Raw genomic sequence first — 20,467 nt, forward strand, 5'->3', positions numbered from 1 at the left:
ATCAAAGCGCACGCAGCAACAAACCTCCGGCGATAACGACGATCAGTAAACCGGCCACCAACTCGATTGTCGGTGCCAGAACCGAGGCAAACCGCGTGGCCGATGCAGACGCCAACAGTCCGCCGCGCAATCCAAAGGACGTCCAGCCCACCAACGTTGTAACGGTTGCCGTGCCCAGCGCCATGGCAAAGGTTCCCGCAATGCCAACCATCGCAATGCCCATCTGCCAGGTGAGGATCAAAACAAATAGTGCTCCGGTACAGGGGCGGGCGGCAATGCCCGCAATCAGGGCAACGGCTTCGCGCAGGCTTCCGACATTCGCAACATCCTCGGCGCTTGGGCCGTGGCGGTGACCACAATCTGAACAGACGTCATCATGGTGGTGATGATGATCGTGATGTGCGTGGGATGCGTCGGTGCGATGCCGCCTTACAAAACTGCGCACGGCCCGAAACACCAGCCAAAGACCAATCACCGCAATCGCCCCATAGCTAACCGGGGCCATGACCTTTTCGGTTGCGCCAACCATGCTTTCCCGGGACATCTGGAACACAAGGACGCCTGCATAGACCAACACAATAGCCGTTACCGCCTGCCCCAGGCTGGACAAAACACTGATTGCAGACAGACGCCAGAATGCGACCCGACGGCCAAGGCCGTACCCTCCGATCAGGACCTTTCCGTGCCCGGGGCCTATGGCGTGGAAAAAGCCGTAGGCAAAACACACGGTCAGCAGGGTTGCAACCGCTTCGGGCTGTTCGGCGCGTGCGGCGCGCAGTGATCGGGCGATCTGGTTCTGAAACTCTCGCTGCTCACCGGCAGCCCAGGCTGCCAGATGGTCGAACCCGCCACTGCCCCAGAACCAAAGCAGCAGAGCACACGCAATTGCGACCGGTACAATCAGGTATCTGGACATGAAAGGCGTATCTCGGTCGCAAAATTCTCCCCGACCAGCGGGATATCGTTTTCTTCAAGATCGTAGTCGGCATCCAATGTCAGCAGAAAGGCCTGCATCTGCGCCAATTGCCCATCAATATCAGGATCCAACAGGTCCAGTTGGCAAGAGTTGGGTCCAGAAACCGTAACGGGACGGGTCACTTCATAAGCGGTATAATACGTCTCATCAAAGGCCTTGGCCACCAGCGCATTCGCGGAAACAGGTCCACCTTCGACCGCCCGCAAATGAGTGGTCACGATGCGCCCATCTTCGGTGGTTGCGTGCGGTTCGAGCGGACCGGACAACAAAACCGGTGCACCACCAGCGGTCACTACAAGATCACCGTTGTATCCTTCGATCCATTCGGCGTCGAAGCCTGTCAGGAACCTCTCCTCGGCTTCTGTTAGAACACCATCGGAATCCTGATCCAGCTTCATGTCTTCCAGGGTCAAAAGTGAAAACAGCTCATCATACGCCCAGGACACGCGGATATGGGTTAGCTGGCCGGCCTCGTCCACAATGAACTCTAGCCCGGTGTCAATGAAGACATGCGGGTGCGCCAAGCCCGGGATCGGCAGGCAACAGGTTAAAAGGGTGGTCAGCCAACGCATGGCCGCAAGATAGGTTTTCGGTCTGCCAACAGCAATGCGTTTCACGATCAAATTGCAGAAACCAGCCGACCACTTCAGGCTGGCGGGAACAACACCAGTGTCTGTAACGCGGTCCCAACAGGTCCTTGTGTGTCATAGAGGACGGATTGCGACATGCCGATGCCCGATGATTGCCAGTGCGAAACAGAGTCAGAGGCCAACCAGTCGGAAACCGGCTCGCGATGAATATGCAGCGTCAGATCGGTGTTCATAAACCCCATTTCGGTCGGCGGAACATTCCAAGATATCCCATTGCCGCAATCGGCAAGCGGACACAACGATTGAATGGGCGACTGTGTTTCCCCGTCCAGAAGCGATGGCGCGCGCATCCAAATGGTTTTGGGACCAGGACCTTGATTGCCGCCCTCGGGGTAAACGACGTCAACGAAATGGGCAAAGCCGGGCAAATCGTGCCGCATCTGACCGATTGGGAAAGGACCATCCACTGTATCGTTGACGTTGAGTTTTTCGGTCACAACATTTGGAACGCGACCCAAGTCTTTACGTACCAGGTGCATCGTGGTCGCGGTGCAGCACAACGTGTCGTCCAGATCATGAACCGTCACACGGGTCGTCGCCAAGGTCTTGGTATGACGTCTGGTTTCCGCCGCGACCCGCAAACCTGCCAATGGCAGCGGCCGCAACAAATCGACCGTCAGGCGGGTCAGTATCTTCTCGGGCCCAACCTCAGTTTCAGCGGCGCGTGCGATCAGGCCGGCCACCGGCCCCGCATGGCAATGATCGGCAGACCAAGGCCCGCGCACGGGATCATTGCCAATAAACGCCCCATCAGGGCGAAGTCGAAAGTAGGACTGCATCCGTTTGTCAGTTTGCATTCTCGCGATGTCTCAGACTTTTTCCTGCGTGTGCTTTTTCAACTCGGCCCGCGCCACCTGGCGGCGATGCACCGCATCCGGTCCATCCGCCAACCGCAGCGTCCGTACATGGGTCCACGCCGTCGCCAAAGGTGTATCCTGGCTGACCCCTTGCCCGCCGAACATCTGCACGGCCTCATCGATGACTTTCAGCGCAACCCGAGGTGCAACCACCTTGATCTGGCTGATCCACGGGGCGGCCGCGCGGGCGTCGCCCTGATCCATGTACCAAGCAGCCTTGAGACACAGCAGGCGGGCCATCTCGATCTCCATCCGGCATTCGGCGATGATGTCGAAATTAGCACCCAGCTGGGCCAGTTTTTTGCCAAATGCCTCACGTTGCATGGCCCGTTTGCACATCTGGGCCAACGCGCTTTCAGCCTGTCCGATGGCACGCATGCAGTGGTGAATACGGCCCGGTCCCAGACGGCCCTGCGCGATTTCAAAACCGCGTCCCTCGCCCAGCAGGATGTTTTCAGCTGGTACGCGGACGTTTGTGAACCGGATATGCATATGACCATGGGGGGCATCATCATGGCCATAGACGTGCATCGGCCGCAGAATTTCGATGCCCGCAGCATCCGCAGGAACCACAATCATCGACTGACGCTTGTGCTTGGGCTGTTCCTCGCCGCCGGTCTTGACCATAACAATGTAGACTTTGCATCGCGGGTCACCGGCCCCCGAAGACCACCATTTTTCGCCATTCAGCACATAGTCGTCCCCGTCCCGCACACAGGACATCGCCACATTGGTTGCATCAGACGATGCCACATCTGGTTCGGTCATCAAATAAGCAGACCGGATTTGACCCTCGAGCAGTGGCTTAAGCCACTGTTCCTTCATCTTTTCGGTACCGTAGCGTTCAAATACTTCCATATTGCCGGTATCGGGGGCCGAGCAGTTGAACACCTCAGCACCCAAGGGCGTCTTGCCCATTTCCTCGGCAAAATACGCATACTCGACCGTCGTCAGCCCAAATCCCCTCTCGCTGTCGGTCAGCCAGAAGTTCCAAAGCCCCGCCGCCTTGGCTTTGGCTTTCAAACCCTCAAGGATTTCGGCCTGGCGGTCGGTGTATTGCCACCGGTCGCCTTTGTCGATTTCGGCCTGATACTCCTCTTCAAGCGGCATGATCTCGTCCCGGACCATATCGGCAACGCGTTGCAAAAGCGCGCGGTTTTCCTCGCGCAGAACAAACGACATATTCATGAAAATTCCTCCTGAAATACCGAAACCGGACTGTACCTTTGCGATTGAGGATGGCTTAACTCTCATGACGCTGTCCAGCTAGGTGACGGGACGTCACCACATTCATTTTCTAAGCAGGGGATACAAATGGCATTGTTGATCGACACTGGGTTGTCGAACTGGATAGACGACGCAGACATCGCCCGCGACGTCATGCGCCAGATGCCGGATGCGGATGTTCGCACGCCCGACACAATCGGAAACGCGAATGACATCACCATGATGGCGGTTGTAGATCTCAAGGCAGACCGTCTGGGTGATCTGCCCAACCTGAAACTTGTTCAAAAACTTGGGGCTGGCGTGGAAACGATTGTCGGGAATCCTGATCTTCCAAGCCACGTCCGCATCGCACGGCTGAGGCCCGATGCGCCTGCGCAGGGAATTGCCGAGTGGTTTTTGACCTATATTTTACGCGCTCAGAGGCATATGGCGTTTCATGAGGCAGCCCAAAAACGGGCAGAATGGCAGCCCAAGGCCCCAACGTTTACGCCGGAAACAGTGGTTGGAGTATTGGGACTGGGCCATATCGGAAGCCGCACGGCACGCATGCTTCATGCCGTCGGATTTCAGGTCATGGGTTGGAGCCGGTCACCCAAACAGATCGATGGCATCACCTGTTTGTATGGCGAAAGCGCCCTGCCCGGTATGTTGGATCAATGTGATCATGTTTGCGCGATCTTACCCTCCACGCCACAAACCATCGACCTGTTCGACGCGAATATGCTGGCTGCGATGAAACCCGGAAGCCAGCTGCTGAACGCCGGTCGTGGTGATCTGATTGACGAACAGGCCCTGATCGCAACGCTGGATCAGGGCACGCTTGCTCATGCGGTTCTTGATGTGACCTGCGAAGAACCCCTGCCCAAAGACAGCCCGTTGTGGCGGCACCCTTATATCACGATCACCCCACATGTTTCGGGGTGGCATCTGGGCGATGCGTTGTCAGATGTGGCAGAGAATTTCCAAAGGTTGACCACCGGGTCGACCTTGCTGCACGAAGTGGATCGAAGCAAAGGCTACTGATCCTGTAAGATCAGGGCGCCATCATCCAATTGCCGCTGGCATCCTGGCATCGGCGCGTCCGAATTTCACGGGTCTGATCCGCGCCTTCGGGATGGATAACATGCTGCAGTTCGACACAGTTTCCCTGAACATTTCCAACCCGGATTGTTCCTTTGGACCCTGTTGTCTCATTTACCCAGGATTGTTCCTTTCCCACGCTGGGAGTGCCGTTCGACAGAAGCGTGTTTGAGGCTGCATTCACCACCTCGAAATCTGCCGGCGTCAGGCCCATTTCAGCGATGATCCGAGAGAGCGGCTTAGCATGCGCCGTCCCAACAAACAGCGCCACACCTAGTACCGCCGCAGTCAAAGAATATCGGGTGGTCATGCGTGCCTCGCTGAAATGAAATCCGTTTGATCCCGACGATATACTCCGGCGGGCGCAGGGCCAACCCCCAGCTCGCCTACCTTCAAATTATCCCGAACAAACCTATCGCAAGGCACTGACTAGGAGCGTCAGGTCTTTCCCCCCATAGTGCCCTAAAACGACCCCGAGGCATGTCATGACACATCCAACCTATTACGCCCCCAAAGGCGGACATCCCAGCCAGGATCAGCTTTTGACGGACCGCGCCATGTTCACCGACGCCTATGCCGTGATTCCGAAGGGAACAATGCGTGACATCGTCACCAGCTACCTACCGTTCTGGGAAAACACCCGCCTCTGGGTTCTGTCGCGTCCGCTGAGCGGGTTTGCCGAGACGTTTTCACAATACATTATGGAGGTTCAGCCCGGTGGCGGCAGCGATCGGCCGGACACTGATCCTAATGCGCAGGCGGTTCTGTTCGTCGTTGAAGGTGAAGTGACGCTGACCGTGAATGGCGCGCCTCAACTCCTGGACACAGGGGGATACGCCTATATTCCGCCCGGTAGCGACTGGACGTTGCACAATCGGTCAGACGGAACCGCCCGGTTCCATTGGCTGCGCAAGGCGTATGATGCCGTTCCGGGCCTGTCCGAACCCGATCCGATCATAACGAATGAGCGGGACGTCGCGCCGATTCCTATGCCCGGCACCGAGGGGCGATGGTCCACCACCCGTTTCGCCGACCCTCAGGATTTGCGTCATGACATGCACGTAAACATCGTCACCTTCGAACCCGGTGGCGTGATCCCTTTTGCAGAAACCCATGTCATGGAGCACGGGCTGTATGTGCTTGAAGGGAAGGCGGTTTACCGGCTCAATCAGGATTGGGTCGAAGTTGAGGCCGGTGACTATATGTGGCTGCGCGCCTTTTGCCCGCAGGCCTGTTACGCAGGCGGTCCAGGACGATTTAGGTACCTGCTGTACAAAGACGTGAACCGCCACATGCCCTTGTCACTGTCAAAGCGCTAATGAGCAATTGAACACTTCATTGGTATTTGCTGTGTCAGGGCTTCACAGGACCAAGTGAATCTGATGAAATAAAAGTGTTTTTAGCACTGGAGATAGTTTGATGTTACTGCGTGGAACAACGGTGGCCCTGATGGCTGTGCTGGGTCTTGCAACACTTGATGCAGCGCCGGCTGAGGCCAAAGAGGAAACCAAATCCGTTTTTGTCATGAGCCGCACATGGGCCGTCACGCAGATCTCGGACGCACCAGTTACCTTTCGCGCCACACGTGACAACAACAACCTGAACCCGTTTGGTCCACCGCCGCGTCTGCGCACGATTCAGGCCATTGCCGCGATTCAGCAAGCCACGGGCTGCAGAGTTGTCGTGCCCAGCATGTACCAAAACATCTCGGGTCAGTTTTTCTCGCAAGTCAATTGCAACTGACCCCTCATCAGATCGGGCATTGAGGTCGCTCCGACGGCCTGCCATAGCTTGCGCATGAAACTCGCGATCAACGGATTCGGCCGTATTGGCCGCACGATCCTACGGCAAGTTTTGGCTTTGCCGGAGGGGTCGGATATTGAGCTGGTGCTGGTCAATGATATCGCACCGCTGGAAACCTGTGCCTACCTGTTCAAATACGACAGCACCTTCGGGCCCTACCCCGGGGACGTCGCCGAAGGCGATGCGGCATTGGTCGTGGACGGTCGCGCAATTCCGATGACCCAAAGCGCAGATCTGGCACTGGTCGATTTGCGAGGGGTGGATGTGATATTGGATTGCACCGGGGTCGCGCGCAGCTCGGACGTGGCGCGTCGCGGGTTGACCGCAGGCGTGGGCAAAGTCCTGATCTCGGGCCCCTCACCGGCTGCCGAAGTGACAATCGTTCTTGGTGCCAACGAAGACGAACTGGGGAGCGCGCGTATCGTATCCAACGCCTCATGCACGACCAACGGGCTGGCGCCACTGGTGAGAGTTCTGGATGAGATCGGCGGCGTGGCCTCGGGCCACATGACCACCATCCATTGTTATACCAACAGCCAACCGATGGTAGACGCCCCACGCGGAGATCTTGCCCGGTCCCGCGCCGGAGCCTTGTCGATGGTGCCGACGACCTCCAGCGCGACCCATCTGATTGATGTGGTTCTGCCGCATCTGGCCGGGCGTATCTCGGGTGCGGCAGTGCGCGTTCCAACCGCCAGCGTTTCCGCCGTTGACCTTGTGATCACACTGGAACGGGAAATGACCGCTGAAGCCTTCAACACCCAATTCCGCGAAGCCATTGCGACCTCGCCGGTTCTGGGGTGGACGGATCTGCCGCTTGTATCTTCGGACCTGCGTGCACGCCCGGAATCCCTGGTGATCGCAGGCCCTGAAACGCGGATGGTCGGTAACAGTCAGATCCGCGTCTTTGGCTGGTACGACAATGAGTGGGGGTTTTCTGCCCGCATGCTTGATGTCGCCCGCCTGATGGCCAAAGCCTGATCAGATCGCAACGCGCCGGCGTTGCGTTGCGATCCGTTACCAAGCGCCTAGTGTTCTTTCGGCAGGCTGCCGGCCCCATGCCCGGACAGGCCGCCTGAAACCTCCTCGGTCGCCTCATCTGACAGCTCATCTGGCAAGACCAGGTTCAGTACGATGGCGATTAATGCCGCGGGAAGCAGGCCGCTTTTCATCAGAATGCCCAGTGTATCGGGCAAGTGTTGCACGGCATCCGGTTCAAGCTGCAACCCAAACCCGATGGACAGTGAAATAGCAAAGATCACCATATTGCGCCGGTTCCAGTCGACATCGGACAGCATTGAAACACCGGCTGCTACAACCATTCCGAACATGACGATGACACCGCCGCCCAACACTTCGATCGGAACGGTTCGGATGATCGCGCCCACTTTTGGGACAAGGCCGCAAAGGATCAGGAACAAAGCGCCGATTGTCACGACATGTCGGCTCATGACACCGGTCATGGCGATCAGGCCGACATTCTGGCTGAAGGATGTGTTGGGCAAGCCGCCGAACACACCGGCAAGCGCCGAGCCAAAACCGTCGGCATAGGTCGCACCGGAAATCTCGTCATCCGTCGCCTCGCGCCCGGCCCCGCCCTTGGTGACACCGGACACGTCGCCAACTGTTTCAATGGCAGATACGAATGCCATCAGACAAAACCCAATGACGGCCGCAAATGAGAATTCGAACCCGTATTTGAACGGCACCGGCAGGGCGAAGGCCGAGGCCCGGCTCCAACTGGTTCCGATGGCTTCAAATGTCACCATGCCAACCATCAGGGCGTAGACGTAACCAACGACCAGGCCGATCAGAACAGCAGAAACTGAAAGCATCCCGCGGGTAAAGAACTTGAGCCCCAGTGTAACGACCACGACAACCATTGCGGCTGACCAGTTCAACATGGACCCATATTCCGGCGTTCCGATGGCAGGCACCCCGCCTGCCGCATATTGGATGCCGACCTTAACCAATGCCAGACCAATCATCGTGACAACAAGGCCGGTCACAAGCGGTGGCAATGCAAATCGGATCTTGCCGATGACGGCCCCCAGACAGGCATGAAACACGCCACCAACGATCACGCCACCAAACAATGCGGCCAATCCGTCGACACCCTTCCCCGCAACAAGCGGAATCATGATCGGCAGAAAGGCAAAGCTTGTGCCCTGAACAATGGGCAGTGCTGCTCCAACCGGCCCCAATGTGATTGTTTGCAACAAGGTTGCAACGCCTGCAAACAGCATCGACATCTGGATCAGGTACAGAAGTTCAGGAAAATCGGGCGAGTTTGATCCGAATCCGAACCCGGCGGCCCCAGCGACAATGATCGCGGGTGTCACATTCGAAACGAACATCGCCAGCACGTGCTGGATGCCCAGCGGGATGGCTTTGTGCAAGGCCGGGGTATAATTCGGATCCCGAAGCTGTTCGGGCGTTCCTATGGAAGTTTCAGCCATGAGTACTGTCCTCTCTGTCAGAGTTCACGGGGGTATCGCCACTTATCCTGCGGCTTCATTGGGTTCTGCTACGACCTGGTAGGGCGTATCAAACCAGTATTCTTCAAGGTTTGTGCCTTCGCCAATTCTGTCGACAACAGCAAACAGGCCTGGGCTGTGAAGCGGCGTCAACACGCCATGCCAAACACCACGGTGATAGTTCACCGCCTGGCCCGACTTGGTCAGAAATGCGCAGGGTTGGCCGGGTATGCCTTGCTCATCCAGTGCCACGATGACCAAAAATGGGTTCTCGGTCATGGGAATGAAGGCCTGGCTGCCCTCGGGGTGACGTTCGACCATATCAAGGCGGTAGGGCAAACTGCGCGGATTGGCGTCGAACAGGCTTATCCCAGCGCGACCTTCTGCAAAGCTCATTCTCGCGCGATCATGGTAGCGCCCGCATTGGCCTTGATTGATGATTTTGTCCGGGGTGCCGGACACTTCAATCAGATCTCCAAAAGGCGCAAAGGCGTTTGCAGAAATCGGTTCGGTCACGATTTGACGGCTCATGACGGCAAAATATCCCGCAGCCGGAATTCAGCGATCCGTTCGACCTGACGGCAGGCTTCGGCGAATTCAGTGGTCCGATCTTGGTCGATGCGGCGTTGGAACGCCTGAAGGATCGAGGCTTTGTCATGATCCCGAACGGCAATGATAAAGGGAAATCCAAACTTTGCTGTATAGCGCTGGTTCAAATCGGTGAACGTCGCGCGTTCGTCATCTGTCAGCGCATCCAATCCGGCTGATGCCTGTTCTAAGGTACTTTCGCTGGTCAATCGCTTGGCCTGTGCCAGTTTGCCTGCCAAGTCAGGATGAGCCGTCAACACGCCCAGTCTTTCGTCTTCGGATGCCGACCGGAACATACGTGTAAGGGCGTTGTGTACCCCGCCTGCTGTGTCATGCGCGGGGCCTAGTTCGAGGTCAAAGGCACGCTCGGCAATCCAGGCTGAATGCTCAAATATCCCCCCGTAGTCGGCGACAAAATCCGAACGACTCACCTGTGACGGTTTGGGGTGTGTTTGTGGCGGGTGTGTCGCCGCCCAATGTTCGGCGACTTGAAGCCGCGTTGCGAACCATACATCTGAAAACCCGCGCGCATAGTCCAGAAAGCGCTTTAGCGCCATCGCCCGGCCGGGGCGGCCAACAAGGCGGCAATGCAGCCCGATCGACAGCATCTTCGGGGCACCTTCTTCGCCTTCATTATACAGCGTATCAAAGCTGTCTTTGAGATAGGAAAAGAACTGATCGCCCGCATTGAATCCCTGTGGCGTGGCAAACCGCATGTCATTGCAATCCAATGTGTAGGGCACAATCAGCTGATCCCGACCACTCGTACGCGTCCAATAGGGCAAGTCATCGGCATAGGTATCGGCGATATAGGCAAACCCACCCTCTTCAGCCGCCAGCGTCACCGTGTTTTCCGAGCATCGACCGGTGTACCAGCCACGCGGAGGTTCACCGACAACTTCGGTGTGCAGGCGGATTGCCTCGGCAATTTGGGCACGCTCATCGTCTTTCGACATGTCCTTATGCTCGACCCATTTCAGGCCGTGGCTGGCGATTTCCCATCCTGCGGTCTTCATTGCATCGACCTGTTCAGGCGACCGGGCCAAGGCCGTCGCCACGCCATAAACAGTAATCGGCAGATCCTTCATCAGACGATGAAGCCGCCAGAATCCGGCGCGCGCGCCATATTCATAGATCGATTCCATGTTCAGATGACGTTGCTCGGGCCATGGTGCGGCGCCGACGATTTCGGACAAAAACGCCTCGGATGCGGCATCACCATGCAGAACACAGTTTTCGCCACCCTCCTCATAGTTCAGCACGATCTGAACGGCGAGCTTTGCGCCACCCGGCCATTGCGCATCCGGCGGATTGGCGCCATATCCGATCATGTCGCGCGGGTAACGAGAAGGCTGCATCGCGGTTTTCGTCCTTTCTTTCGTCCGTTGGTTACTGCCATAGCGCAGAAACCCGGGAAGGATTATCAAATCAATCCGAACAGTGTTTCGGGTTCTTTCGGCATTTCAACAGTTTTGATGTTTGCCCCACACTGTGGCAAAGGAAAATACATAGCTATTAGGAGGCCACCGTGGCAGGATTTCTGACGACCCATGTTCTGGACACCGCCCGAGGTTGCCCGGCAGGGGGCATGAAAATCGTACTTTACAAAGTAACCGGCAATTCCCACCGGAAACTTGTAGAGATGCAGACCAATGCGGATGGCCGCACCAATAGACCAATATTTCCGCAGGAAGATTTCAAGACAGGCACCTACGAGCTGATTTTCTACGCCGGAGACTATCTTCGTGCTTCGGGTCAATCCGGAGAAGAACCGTTGTTTTTGGACCAGATCCCCATTCGATTTGGTATGTCGGATGCCGAGGCGCACTACCATGTACCCCTATTGCTTTCGCCATACGGATATTCGACCTATCGCGGTAGCTAAGGTTTCAAGCACCCGACGGGCTGACCACCTTTTGGATCAGCTCGATCATGAAATTCATAAACAGCCGGGCCTTGGGGTCTTGATGGCGGCGATGGGTATACAGGCACGCCATTTGCACCGGCACAGGCGGAGATTGCGGCGCGACAGGGATCAGGTCGCCGGCTTTTAGATGGTCTGCGACCTCGAACACCGGTTTCAGGGCGATGCCCTGGCCTGACAGGGCCCAATCCGTCAGCACATCCCCATCATCACATTCAAAGCGCCCCGAAACCGCAAACCTCTTGGGCCCTTCAGGCGTTTCCAGCATCCATTGAAACTCTGCCGCCCCTGGAAACCTCAGGTTCAGGCATTCATGCTTGCCTGAGATCAGATCGGCGCCGGTCTGCGGCATGCCGTGCCGTTTCACATAGTCTGGCGCAGCACACAGCACCCGCTGGCAATCGGCAATCTTGCGAATGCGCAGCGTGCTGTCTTCGGGCTGGCCGATGAAAAACGCCAAATCCAACCCTTCGGTCGTCAGGTCCACCGATCGGTCGGTCAGCCGTAGTCGCACGTCAATCTCAGGATAAAGCGCCAGAAAATCAGGTACGTGAGGCGCCAGAAGACGACGCCCAACGCCAAACGGAGCCGCCACAAACAAAGAGCCGCGCGGCGCTTCGGTCAGATGCACCACTTTCGCCTCGGCCTCGTCCACCGCATCCAGAACCGATACGGCGCCGGGGTAAAACGCCCGTCCCTGTTCGGTCGGCGTCAGATTCCGGGTCGTGCGCTGGAACAGCCGAACACTCAGATGATCCTCAAGCTGTGATATCCTTGCCGAGGTGACGGCAGGCGAAATACGCAGGTCGCGGCCAGCCGCAGACATGCTGCCCAGATCGTAGACCCTGACGAAGGTGCGGATGTTATCTAGATAGGACATCTTTTCGTTTTTTTTGATACAGTTTGACAATTTACGGGAATACCGAACAAATACGCGCTTGCCTAGTGTGGCGGCACGCAATCGGAGACCACTTGAATGTATGACTTCGCCGTGTTCTGGGACTGGATGGCCTTTGCCGTGCGCTGGTTGCACGTCATCACGGCCATCGCATGGATCGGATCGTCCTTTTATTTCATCGCATTGGACCTTGGTCTGAACCGCGACATCCCCGGGCCTGCGGATGGCGAGGAATGGCAAGTCCATGGTGGTGGGTTTTATCACATCCAGAAGTACCTAGTGGCACCCGAACGGATGCCCGAACACCTGACATGGTTCAAATGGGAAAGCTACGCCACATGGCTCAGCGGGGCGGCGTTGCTAATGATCGTCTACTGGGTTGGCGGCGAGCTTTACCTGATCGACGCTCAGAAAGCCGACCTCGCGTTGTGGCAAGGCATCCTGATTTCTGCGGCCTCTCTGACGGTGGGTTGGCTGGTCTATGATTTTCTGTGCAAATCCGGATTGGGTGAGCGTCCTACGCTGTTGATGGTGCTGCTGTTCGTACTGCTAGTTGCGATGGGTTGGGGCTATAATCAGATCTTCACCGGTCGGGCCATGATGCTGCATCTGGGTGCGTTTACGGCCACGATCATGACGGCCAATGTGTTCTTCATCATCATGCCAAACCAGCGGATCGTTGTGGATGACCTCAAGAATGGGCGCACACCAGACCCAAAATACGGCAAGATCGCCAAGCTGCGATCGACTCATAACAACTACCTGACGCTGCCAGTCGTGTTCCTGATGCTGTCGAACCATTACCCGCTGGCCTTCGCGACTCAATACAACTGGATCATAGCCGCGCTGGTGTTCCTGATGGGGGTCACTATCCGGCACTATTTCAACACCCGCCACGCCCGCGGCGGCAACCCGACCTGGACATGGCTGGTTACAGCGCTTTTGTTCATAGCAATCATGTGGCTGTCGACGGCGCCGATGTACAAACCACTGGAAGAAGCCGAAGCACAACCGCTGACGCCGTTTGAACAACGCTTCGCCTCAGCCGATGGTTTCGAAGAAGCACATGATGTCGTGTTGGGGCGCTGTTCCATGTGCCATGCGCGCGAGCCGGTTTGGGAAGGCATCCTGTGGGCACCCAAAGGTGTCTTGCTGGAAACCGAGGCGGACATTGCCAGAAATGCAAAGCAAATCTATTTGCAAGCTGGCGTCAGTCACGCAATGCCCCCTGCCAATGTTACGTATATGGAACCAGAGGATCGCGACGCCATCATAAGGTGGGTCCGAAACGCCGGATTATAGCGCGACCAAAGTTTCGGCCTAAAATGGGCCGGGGAAACTTTTAGACCCTTTCCCCGAAGGGTTTCAGATGCTCTAACATAAGCTTAATGAGCTGCGATCACATCACAACGCGGCACAATTGATTTCGACTAGGGACAGTTGGAGCTATTTGATGCAGGGGAGCACGCCGTCAGGCATTCTGAGATGCTGGATGATCGGAGCGGTAATGGCTCTCGCACCAACCTGCCTGGCTGCCCTGGAAACCACGCTTACGGCGCCAGGGGCACCAAAGGAGCTGGTCGAGCGACTAGAAGAGACATCTTCGGTTGCGACCGCCGAGAATCGCGGACTTGATACGCCGCTGGAAATTCTGTCTGCTGCCTTGTCGGACTATCGCACCTTGGTACAGATTTTGTACGATGAAGGGTATTTCAGCCCCGTCGTCAGCATCAAGCTCGACGGTCAGGAGGCTGCTGAGCTTAGCTCGCTCAGCGTTCCCTCACAAATCAATCGTGCGGTCATCACCATCGAAACCGGTCCGACATTCAAATTCGGAACTGCCACGATCCAACCATTGGCCCCAAACACCGAACTGCCCGAGCAGTTTGCGCCCGGCAAACTAGCAACGACAGGTGCCATTCAAGAAGCCGCATCTGCGGGTGTTCAGGGTTGGAGGGACGCAGGTCACGCCAAGGCAAGTGTGGCCGGGCAAAAGGTCATCGCGCGCCACGCGCAGGCGCAGCTTGACGCGCAAATCAACCTTGATCCCGATCGCAGACTGACCTTTGGCAGGATGTTCATCGATGGCGACACGGATGTCCGTCACCGTTCAATCGAAAAGATCGCTGGATTTCCCAGCGGCGAAGTGTACTCGCCCGCACAGATCCAGAAAGTTGGCACCCGGCTTCGCCGGACCGGGACATTCAACGTGGTGTCTTTGCAAGAAAGGGAAACTGCGAACCCGGACGGCACCCTGGATTTCGATGCAACGTTTGAAGATCTGCCCAAGCGCCGTCTGACTTTTGGTGTCGAGCTCGCGTCGCGCGATGGCGTCGATGTCACCGCAACCTGGACCCATCGCAACATGTTCAAGCGGGCCGAGCGGTTACGCTTTGAGGCTGCTGTGCGCAACATTGGCGGAGCCGAGGATATAGATGGCCGGATCGGTCTGAGACTGGATCAACCCGACCGTCTGGGGCCCGATGACGCCACATTCTGGAGCACGTTGCTAGAGCGGCGCAACACGGAAAACTACGACGTTACAGTGGCATCGCTGGCCTATGGTGCACGCCGTACGTTTTCAGATCAACTTTACGCCGAAGCATCGGCCGGTTTCCAGTGGTCTGATGCAGATGACGCCTATGGCAACGGGCGTAAATTTCGGTACTTCATCCTGCCCTTCCGTTCGGAATGGGACAAACGCGACAGCAAGATCAGCGCCACCCGTGGTTTCTATCTGGACTCGCAGGTGATGCCGTTTGTGGGCTTTTCCGGTTCAGACACCGGTCTCAGGCTATATTTTGATGGTCGCGCCTATACCAGTTTTGGAACAGCTGGGAATTTGGTTCTGGCCGGACGGGTTCAGTTGGGGTCCGTTATTGGTCCGCCTGCAGATGGCGTCACACCAGACTTTCTGTTCTTTTCCGGTGGTGCCGGAACAGTACGCGGACAACCGTTTGAGAGCCTCGGGATTCCGGTGGGTACTGGGACTGCCGGCGGTAAATCCTTTCTTGGGTTTTCCGGTGAAGTACGCGGCAGGGTCACCGAAAGCCTGTCGTTGGTCGGGTTTTATGACTACGGTATCGTGGATACATCGTCATTTGTTGGCAGTGGAGCAGAAGATCACGCCGGCGCAGGGATTGGCGTAAGATATGATCTGGGTGGATTTGGCCCACTGCGCCTTGACCTTGCCGTTCCCGTTCAGGGCGACACCGGAGACGGCCTGCAGTTCTATATCGGCATTGGACAGGCATTTTGATACATCGTCTTTCGACCCCTCTTCTGATCGGCGCGCTGGCTTGCGTCCCCGTTGTGGTGCAAGCGCAAGAGGATCAAGGCGGTAGCATGATCGAGCGGTTCCTGCAGGATACGCTCTCGGGTGATAATCAGAACGTCACGGTCAAAGGGCTGCAAGGGGCGCTGAGCTCTCGGGCGACAATCCAGGAAATAACGGTGTCTGACGACCAGGGCATATGGTTGACGATCAAGGATGCCGAACTGGATTGGAACAGATTGGGCCTGATCCGCGGTCGGTTCGCCGTCAATACACTGACAGCGCAGGAAATCGATATTGCCCGTGCACCAGGCACCACCACGACGGATGAACCGCCACCATCCGCAGAAACACAGCCTTTCCAGCTGCCGGAATTGCCCGTCGCGATTGAAATCGGAGAGATCCGGATTGATGAACTCGCACTCGGTCAGCCTTTGATCGGTGTGGCGGCCGAACTTGCCGTAAGTGGCAACCTGTCTTTGGCCGACGGCACGCTGGACACCAATCTGGACATTACCCGTTTGGATCGGGTCGGCGATGAAATAATCTTGGCTGCTGGATTTCAAAACTCCAGCAGCCAGATCGACCTGGACCTGAAGGTAATTGAATCTTCAGGTGGATTGATCTCAACCGCGCTGAAAATCCCCAATGAACCTCCGATCGAGTTAACGGCCAAAGGGTCCGGACCTGTCGATGACTTCACCGCCGACATCGGACTGGCCAGTAACGATCAGGAATACGTTGGCGGTCAGGTGCGTCTGCGTTCGGCCCTTGAGCCCGATGGAACCGAAGGCGAAGGGATCGCGTTTACAGCCGATCTCAGCGGCGATCTGACCCCCTTTGTGGCCAGAAACATGGACGTGTTCTTCGGCAAAGAAACCAGCTTGTTCGTGGATGGGCAAACCCACCCGGACGGTGCGTTGGACATCAATGATCTCAAGTTCACCTCTCGGGCCATGAGCTTGGAGGGCAATCTGAATCTGGGCGCGGGCGGCACGCTTCAAGTCGCTGCGCTGCAGGGGCGCATTACACCACCCAATGGGGAAACCGTCGTTTTGCCGATATCCGGAGGGGACACGTCTGTGGAAGCGGCCCAGATTTCAGCGCTTTTTGATCAGCAGAACGGCAGGCTTTGGGATTTTAACCTTTCGGCCGATGCGGTGCGATCCAAAAACATCAACCTGGACCACGCGCAGATAACAGCGCAGGGTGTTTTGGATCAGGGGATCAACGTCAGTGTAAGTGGTGATCTACAGGCCGCTTTGGATGGTATCGACATGGCAGACCCGGCCCTAAATACGGCGCTTGGGGATCGCATCACCTTGGATGGGACTTTTGGCTACGGCGATGATCAGTCTCTGAACCTGTCTGACTTTGAACTGATCGGGTCGGATTTCCTGTTGGGCGTCGATGCCCTAATCAGAGGATTGAACAGTGGCCTGAACATCGACGGATCCGCGATGCTGGAAGCATCCGACATCTCGCGTTTTTCGGAACTGGCCAAGCTGGATCTGGGCGGGAAAGCCTCGGCGCATGTTACAGGCAGCGGATCACCGATTGAAGGTAGCTTCGATGGCAGGCTTGCCGTCAATGGCAGTGATTTATCCACCGGGCGTGACGATATCGATCCGCTGATCACGGGTGAAACAACAATCACGTTGGATGCAAAGCGCGATACAGACGGCGTGACAGTGCGCGAATTTACCGTGAACGGAGAGGCATTGAGCGCACAGGCCAGCGGCAAGGTCACAACGCCAGATGACAACGTTTCCATCGATGGTCAGGCCAGCGTCAATGCACGGGATCTTTCGGTTTTTTCTGGTTTGGCGAAGCGCGAACTGGGGGGCAGCTTTCAGGCCAAACTGGACGGCAAGGGCACCGTTCAAACGCTGGAGTTTGATGGCATCGCCAGCGTCACTGGACGTGACATCAAAACCGGTATGGATGAGATCGACCCGCTGCTGACCGGCCAGACATCGGTCGAATTTGACGGCGCCCTGTCACAGCAACAGATTGTGGTTCGCCAGGCGACCGTGAACGGATCAGCGTTGACGGCGCAGGTCGACGCTACGATCGACGATCCAACGGGTAATCTGGCCGTCGATGGACAGGCCAGCATGAATGTCCCGGATTTGTCCGTGCTGTCCGGCCTTGCCGGGCGCGATCTGGCAGGATCGATCAAGGGTGACGTTCAGGGCAAGGGCGCAAAAAGCAGCCAGACTTTTGATATCCAAGGCAACGTCACCGCGAATGATATCCAAACGGGCATTGCCGCACTGGACAAGCTAATTCAGGGACGCACGACGCTGTTGGTCGACGCATTGAAAGAGGACAGCGGGCTGAACATCCGCGACTTTCGCCTGAATGGGACGGCCTTGTCGGCCAATGCCTCGGGTCAGTTGGATCGACAATCTGGGGGGCTGGATTTTTCGGCCAAACTGGATGATCTGGCGCGGTTGTCGAACACCTTGTCTGGACCGTTGCAACTGGATGCAAATGTTGCGCCTTCCGCTTCCGGGTTTGAGGGAACAGCCAAACTGCAAGGGCCTGATAGCTCGTATGCCAGCCTGTCCGGAACAGTGGCCACGGATGGGGCCGCTGATCTGGATTTTGACGCCAAGCTCAATCGCATCGAACGCTTCGCGCCAGAGTTTCCAGGGACCGTTGCCGCCACGGGAAATGCCAAGCGGAGCAATGGCGTCTGGACAATCGATGCCAACGCCAAAGGCCCGGCCAACATCAATAGCGATGTGGCGGGCACCTTTGACGAAACCAGCGGAAATGCGGATCTGACGGCACAAGGCGGGGTCAATCTTGGCATCGCCAACATCTTTGTCACTCCCAACAAAATCGACGGATCCGCCCGCTTCAATCTGGCGCTACAGGGCCAGCCGGCGCTGGAGTCGCTAAGTGGAACAATCACGACGTCCGGCACATCCTTCGCGATCCCAACGGCTGGTCAGACCATAACCGGGATCAGCGGCTCGGTCGATCTGGCCCAGAGCCGTGCAACGATATCGCTGAACGGCGGTGTACGCGCCGGGGGCGGTTTTACAGTCAGCGGGCCGGTGGATCTAACTCCGCCCTTCAATGCGCAGATCACGACGCAGCTCAATAGCCTCGTTCTGACGGATAAGTTGTTGTACGAAACTACGCTGAACGGCCAGATTGCCATGACCGGAGCACTGGCCGGGAATAGCTCGCTTGCCGGACAAATCAATTTTGCCGAAACCAACATCAATCTTGCGGCGGCCTCCGGTGCAGTAGGCGCCGCGCCAATCCCCGAGATCCAACATGTCGACGAAAGCCGTGCAGGCTTTGTCACTCGTGAGCGCGCGCAGTTGGTCGTGAAGGAAGAAGAATCCAAAAGCGACTCCCGCATCGCGCTGGATGTCAGTCTGGTCGCCCCGAAGGCCGTGTTCGTCCGAGGCCGTGGCGTGAATGCGGAACTGGGTGGCCGCATCGTGATCGGCGGGACCACAACATCTGTTGTTCCCTCCGGACAGATTGATCTGATCCGGGGCACTTTTGACATTCTGGGCCGCAGGCTGCAGCTGACAAAAGGCATTGTCAGCCTGCAGGGCGACCTGAAGCCGTATATTGAATTCGAGTCCTCGGCCAGCACGTCTGACGGCACGGCTACCATAGAAATCGCGGGCCCGCTGGATTCACCCGAGGTTGATGTGTTCTCGGATCCGGAACGCCCCGCCGAAGAGGCGCTGGCCATGCTGCTTTTCGGGAACCGCTTTTCTGAGATATCGCCTTTTTTGATCGCGCAGATGGCAGCCTCATTAGCACAGCTCAGCGGCGCGGGCGGCGACGCGACCAAGGGGCTGCGTGAATCCACCGGCCTTGATACGGTCGACATCGGCGCGACCGAAGGCGGCGCAGGCCGTTTGGGGGCTGGCGCGTATCTTAGCGACAACCTTTACACGGATTTCACGGTGAACACCGAAGGCGATACCGAGGTGAACCTGAACCTGGATGTCACGGATAATTTTTCCATCAAAGGCACGGTCGATGGCAAAGGCGAAACAGGTATCGGCTTGTTTTTTGCAAGGGACTATTAAGCTCGCGTCACCGTGGCCCTACTTGCGACGAATTCCGATCCGTTGACCAATCTGTGACGCCGGTCCCAAAGACTTGTGATCCTCGACCATCTGCATCAGGCGTACCACCGCCCAATCCGGATAGGCCACCGAGCGACCGGTGTCGTGGCTGACATTCATAAACAAAGCCTCTTGTGTGGCGCAGACATGACCATCCAAGGTCGAGATCATCTGTGCAAAATAGTGACCTCTTTTGGGGTCGGCGTCCAACATTCGAAAGTGAAAGTGGAACTGCGTGTCTTGGGTAATCTCGCGCAGAAAATGCAGATGCGACTGGATTATATACGGGCCCTGCCCCAACGCGTTGACCTGAAGCTCCCCCAACCCGAGGTGATCCACCATTAGTATCTCAAGCGCCATGTCGAAGGCCACACCGTAGTATCCAACATTCATGTGGCCATTGTAGTCGATCCAAGCGGGGTCCACCGCTCCGCCACGGATTTCAACCGGCGCCGGATACGGGCCGTCATGTCCACCCAAAGACGTGTTCGCCATCTGTGTTCCCCTTGTTCAGGCGCATACATCAAGGCAACATGCGGGCCGAAAGTCCAGCTTTGACACGCAAAAGGGCGGCCTGTTTAGGACCGCCCTATGTGTTTCAGCA

General features: G+C 57.0%; 18 protein-coding genes. 8 read left to right on the forward strand and 10 right to left on the reverse strand.

Going from position 1 to position 20,467, the window contains the following annotated elements; genetic code table 11:
- Position 1 precedes the first annotated feature (1 nt).
- From Q1B21_RS16525 to Q1B21_RS16540, 4 genes are read right to left on the reverse strand one after another with little or no spacing between them, the layout of a single operon-like run.
- A complete protein-coding gene (locus Q1B21_RS16525; protein ID WP_298936622.1) occupies positions 2–916 on the reverse strand; it encodes a hypothetical protein in 915 nt (304 codons plus the stop codon).
- A complete protein-coding gene (locus tag Q1B21_RS16530; protein ID WP_366525413.1) occupies positions 901–1,593 on the reverse strand; it encodes a DUF1007 family protein in 693 nt (230 codons plus the stop codon). The genes Q1B21_RS16525 and Q1B21_RS16530 overlap by 16 nt, the downstream gene beginning before the upstream one ends.
- Positions 1,594–1,622: 29 nt before the next feature.
- Positions 1,623–2,423: a thioesterase family protein gene (locus Q1B21_RS16535; RefSeq protein WP_299891019.1), complete on the reverse strand. Its 801-nt coding sequence runs from the start codon at positions 2,421–2,423 to the stop codon at positions 1,623–1,625.
- Positions 2,424–2,435: 12 nt separating this feature from the next.
- Positions 2,436–3,671: an acyl-CoA dehydrogenase family protein gene (locus Q1B21_RS16540; protein ID WP_299891022.1), complete on the reverse strand. Its 1,236-nt coding sequence runs from the start codon at positions 3,669–3,671 to the stop codon at positions 2,436–2,438.
- Between the two features lie 126 nt (positions 3,672–3,797).
- Between Q1B21_RS16540 and Q1B21_RS16545 the strand changes: the two genes are divergently transcribed.
- Positions 3,798–4,733, forward strand: a complete 936-nt coding sequence (locus Q1B21_RS16545) for a glyoxylate/hydroxypyruvate reductase A (protein ID WP_299891025.1) — start codon at positions 3,798–3,800, stop codon at positions 4,731–4,733.
- A 10-nt stretch (positions 4,734–4,743) separates the two neighbouring features.
- Here the strand turns inward: Q1B21_RS16545 and Q1B21_RS16550 are convergent, their stop codons facing one another.
- Positions 4,744–5,100 carry a hypothetical protein gene (locus Q1B21_RS16550; protein ID WP_299891028.1) on the reverse strand — a complete coding sequence of 119 codons (357 nt, stop codon included), beginning with the start codon at positions 5,098–5,100 and terminating at the stop codon, positions 4,744–4,746.
- Positions 5,101–5,275: 175 nt separating this feature from the next.
- On the opposite strand from Q1B21_RS16550, the gene Q1B21_RS16555 reads away from it, so the two are divergent.
- The 3 genes from Q1B21_RS16555 to Q1B21_RS16565 all read left to right on the forward strand — a co-directional run bounded on the left by Q1B21_RS16555 (position 5,276) and on the right by Q1B21_RS16565 (position 7,574).
- Entirely contained in the window at positions 5,276–6,109 is an 834-nt protein-coding gene (locus Q1B21_RS16555) for a bifunctional allantoicase/(S)-ureidoglycine aminohydrolase (RefSeq protein ID WP_299891030.1), read from the forward strand.
- A gap of 100 nt (positions 6,110–6,209) precedes the next feature.
- On the forward strand, positions 6,210–6,533 hold the full coding sequence (locus Q1B21_RS16560) for a hypothetical protein (protein ID WP_299891033.1): 324 nt from the start codon (positions 6,210–6,212) through the stop codon (positions 6,531–6,533).
- 54 nt (positions 6,534–6,587) lie between these two features.
- The gene (locus Q1B21_RS16565; RefSeq protein ID WP_299891036.1) at positions 6,588–7,574 is read left to right on the forward strand and encodes a glyceraldehyde 3-phosphate dehydrogenase NAD-binding domain-containing protein; all 987 of its coding nucleotides are present in this window, start codon (positions 6,588–6,590) and stop codon (positions 7,572–7,574) included.
- A 47-nt stretch (positions 7,575–7,621) separates the two neighbouring features.
- Here the strand turns inward: Q1B21_RS16565 and Q1B21_RS16570 are convergent, their stop codons facing one another.
- Genes Q1B21_RS16570 through puuE form a run of 3 tightly spaced genes read right to left on the reverse strand, consistent with a single transcriptional unit; the run spans position 7,622 to position 11,016 of the window.
- Positions 7,622–9,052: a nucleobase:cation symporter-2 family protein gene (locus Q1B21_RS16570; protein WP_299891038.1), complete on the reverse strand. Its 1,431-nt coding sequence runs from the start codon at positions 9,050–9,052 to the stop codon at positions 7,622–7,624.
- Between the two features lie 42 nt (positions 9,053–9,094).
- Entirely contained in the window at positions 9,095–9,601 is a 507-nt protein-coding gene (locus tag Q1B21_RS16575; protein ID WP_299891041.1) for an ureidoglycolate lyase, read from the reverse strand.
- A complete protein-coding gene (gene puuE, locus Q1B21_RS16580) occupies positions 9,598–11,016 on the reverse strand; it encodes an allantoinase PuuE (protein ID WP_299891044.1) in 1,419 nt (472 codons plus the stop codon). The genes Q1B21_RS16575 and puuE overlap by 4 nt, the downstream gene beginning before the upstream one ends.
- Positions 11,017–11,186: 170 nt before the next feature.
- On the opposite strand from puuE, the gene uraH reads away from it, so the two are divergent.
- Positions 11,187–11,543, forward strand: a complete 357-nt coding sequence (gene uraH / locus Q1B21_RS16585) for a hydroxyisourate hydrolase (protein WP_299891046.1) — start codon at positions 11,187–11,189, stop codon at positions 11,541–11,543.
- Between the two features lie 4 nt (positions 11,544–11,547).
- On the opposite strand, the gene Q1B21_RS16590 is transcribed toward uraH, so the two are convergent.
- On the reverse strand, positions 11,548–12,462 hold the full coding sequence (locus Q1B21_RS16590; protein ID WP_299891049.1) for a LysR family transcriptional regulator: 915 nt from the start codon (positions 12,460–12,462) through the stop codon (positions 11,548–11,550).
- Between the two features lie 96 nt (positions 12,463–12,558).
- On the opposite strand from Q1B21_RS16590, the gene Q1B21_RS16595 reads away from it, so the two are divergent.
- The 3 genes from Q1B21_RS16595 (at position 12,559) to Q1B21_RS16605 (ending at position 19,824) form a co-directional block, all read left to right on the forward strand.
- Positions 12,559–13,782, forward strand: coding sequence for a urate hydroxylase PuuD (locus Q1B21_RS16595; RefSeq protein ID WP_299891051.1), 1,224 nt, complete (start codon positions 12,559–12,561; stop codon positions 13,780–13,782).
- Positions 13,783–13,933: 151 nt separating this feature from the next.
- Positions 13,934–15,739: an autotransporter assembly complex family protein gene (locus Q1B21_RS16600; protein WP_299891056.1), complete on the forward strand. Its 1,806-nt coding sequence runs from the start codon at positions 13,934–13,936 to the stop codon at positions 15,737–15,739.
- Positions 15,736–19,824: a translocation/assembly module TamB domain-containing protein gene (locus tag Q1B21_RS16605; RefSeq protein ID WP_299891058.1), complete on the forward strand. Its 4,089-nt coding sequence runs from the start codon at positions 15,736–15,738 to the stop codon at positions 19,822–19,824. Before Q1B21_RS16600 ends, Q1B21_RS16605 begins: the two co-directional genes overlap by 4 nt.
- An 18-nt stretch (positions 19,825–19,842) precedes the next feature.
- On the opposite strand, the gene Q1B21_RS16610 is transcribed toward Q1B21_RS16605, so the two are convergent.
- Positions 19,843–20,358 (reverse strand): thioesterase family protein, encoded by a 516-nt coding sequence (locus Q1B21_RS16610; RefSeq protein ID WP_299891061.1) that lies wholly within the window; start codon positions 20,356–20,358, stop codon positions 19,843–19,845.
- Positions 20,359–20,467 lie beyond the last annotated feature (109 nt).

Source organism: uncultured Ruegeria sp., from assembly GCF_947504215.1.
Taxonomy (GTDB): Bacteria; Pseudomonadota; Alphaproteobacteria; order Rhodobacterales; family Rhodobacteraceae; genus Ruegeria.

What these genes read in the sequence shown, in the direction of transcription:
- Q1B21_RS16525 (WP_298936622.1), bottom strand. Translation starts at nt 916, where the DNA reads ATGTCCAGATACCTGATTGTACCGGTCGCAATTGCGTGTGCTCTGCTG.
- Q1B21_RS16535 (WP_299891019.1), bottom strand. Translation starts at nt 2,423, where the DNA reads ATGCAAACTGACAAACGGATGCAGTCCTACTTTCGACTTCGCCCTGAT.
- Q1B21_RS16540 (WP_299891022.1), bottom strand. Translation starts at nt 3,671, where the DNA reads ATGAATATGTCGTTTGTTCTGCGCGAGGAAAACCGCGCGCTTTTGCAA.
- Q1B21_RS16545 (WP_299891025.1), top strand. Translation starts at nt 3,798, where the DNA reads ATGGCATTGTTGATCGACACTGGGTTGTCGAACTGGATAGACGACGCA.
- Q1B21_RS16550 (WP_299891028.1), bottom strand. Translation starts at nt 5,100, where the DNA reads ATGACCACCCGATATTCTTTGACTGCGGCGGTACTAGGTGTGGCGCTG.
- Q1B21_RS16555 (WP_299891030.1), top strand. Translation starts at nt 5,276, where the DNA reads ATGACACATCCAACCTATTACGCCCCCAAAGGCGGACATCCCAGCCAG.
- Q1B21_RS16560 (WP_299891033.1), top strand. Translation starts at nt 6,210, where the DNA reads ATGTTACTGCGTGGAACAACGGTGGCCCTGATGGCTGTGCTGGGTCTT.
- Q1B21_RS16565 (WP_299891036.1), top strand. Translation starts at nt 6,588, where the DNA reads ATGAAACTCGCGATCAACGGATTCGGCCGTATTGGCCGCACGATCCTA.
- Q1B21_RS16570 (WP_299891038.1), bottom strand. Translation starts at nt 9,052, where the DNA reads ATGGCTGAAACTTCCATAGGAACGCCCGAACAGCTTCGGGATCCGAAT.
- Q1B21_RS16575 (WP_299891041.1), bottom strand. Translation starts at nt 9,601, where the DNA reads ATGAGCCGTCAAATCGTGACCGAACCGATTTCTGCAAACGCCTTTGCG.
- puuE (WP_299891044.1), bottom strand. Translation starts at nt 11,016, where the DNA reads ATGCAGCCTTCTCGTTACCCGCGCGACATGATCGGATATGGCGCCAAT.
- Q1B21_RS16590 (WP_299891049.1), bottom strand. Translation starts at nt 12,462, where the DNA reads ATGTCCTATCTAGATAACATCCGCACCTTCGTCAGGGTCTACGATCTG.
- Q1B21_RS16595 (WP_299891051.1), top strand. Translation starts at nt 12,559, where the DNA reads ATGTATGACTTCGCCGTGTTCTGGGACTGGATGGCCTTTGCCGTGCGC.
- Q1B21_RS16600 (WP_299891056.1), top strand. Translation starts at nt 13,934, where the DNA reads ATGCAGGGGAGCACGCCGTCAGGCATTCTGAGATGCTGGATGATCGGA.
- Q1B21_RS16610 (WP_299891061.1), bottom strand. Translation starts at nt 20,358, where the DNA reads ATGGCGAACACGTCTTTGGGTGGACATGACGGCCCGTATCCGGCGCCG.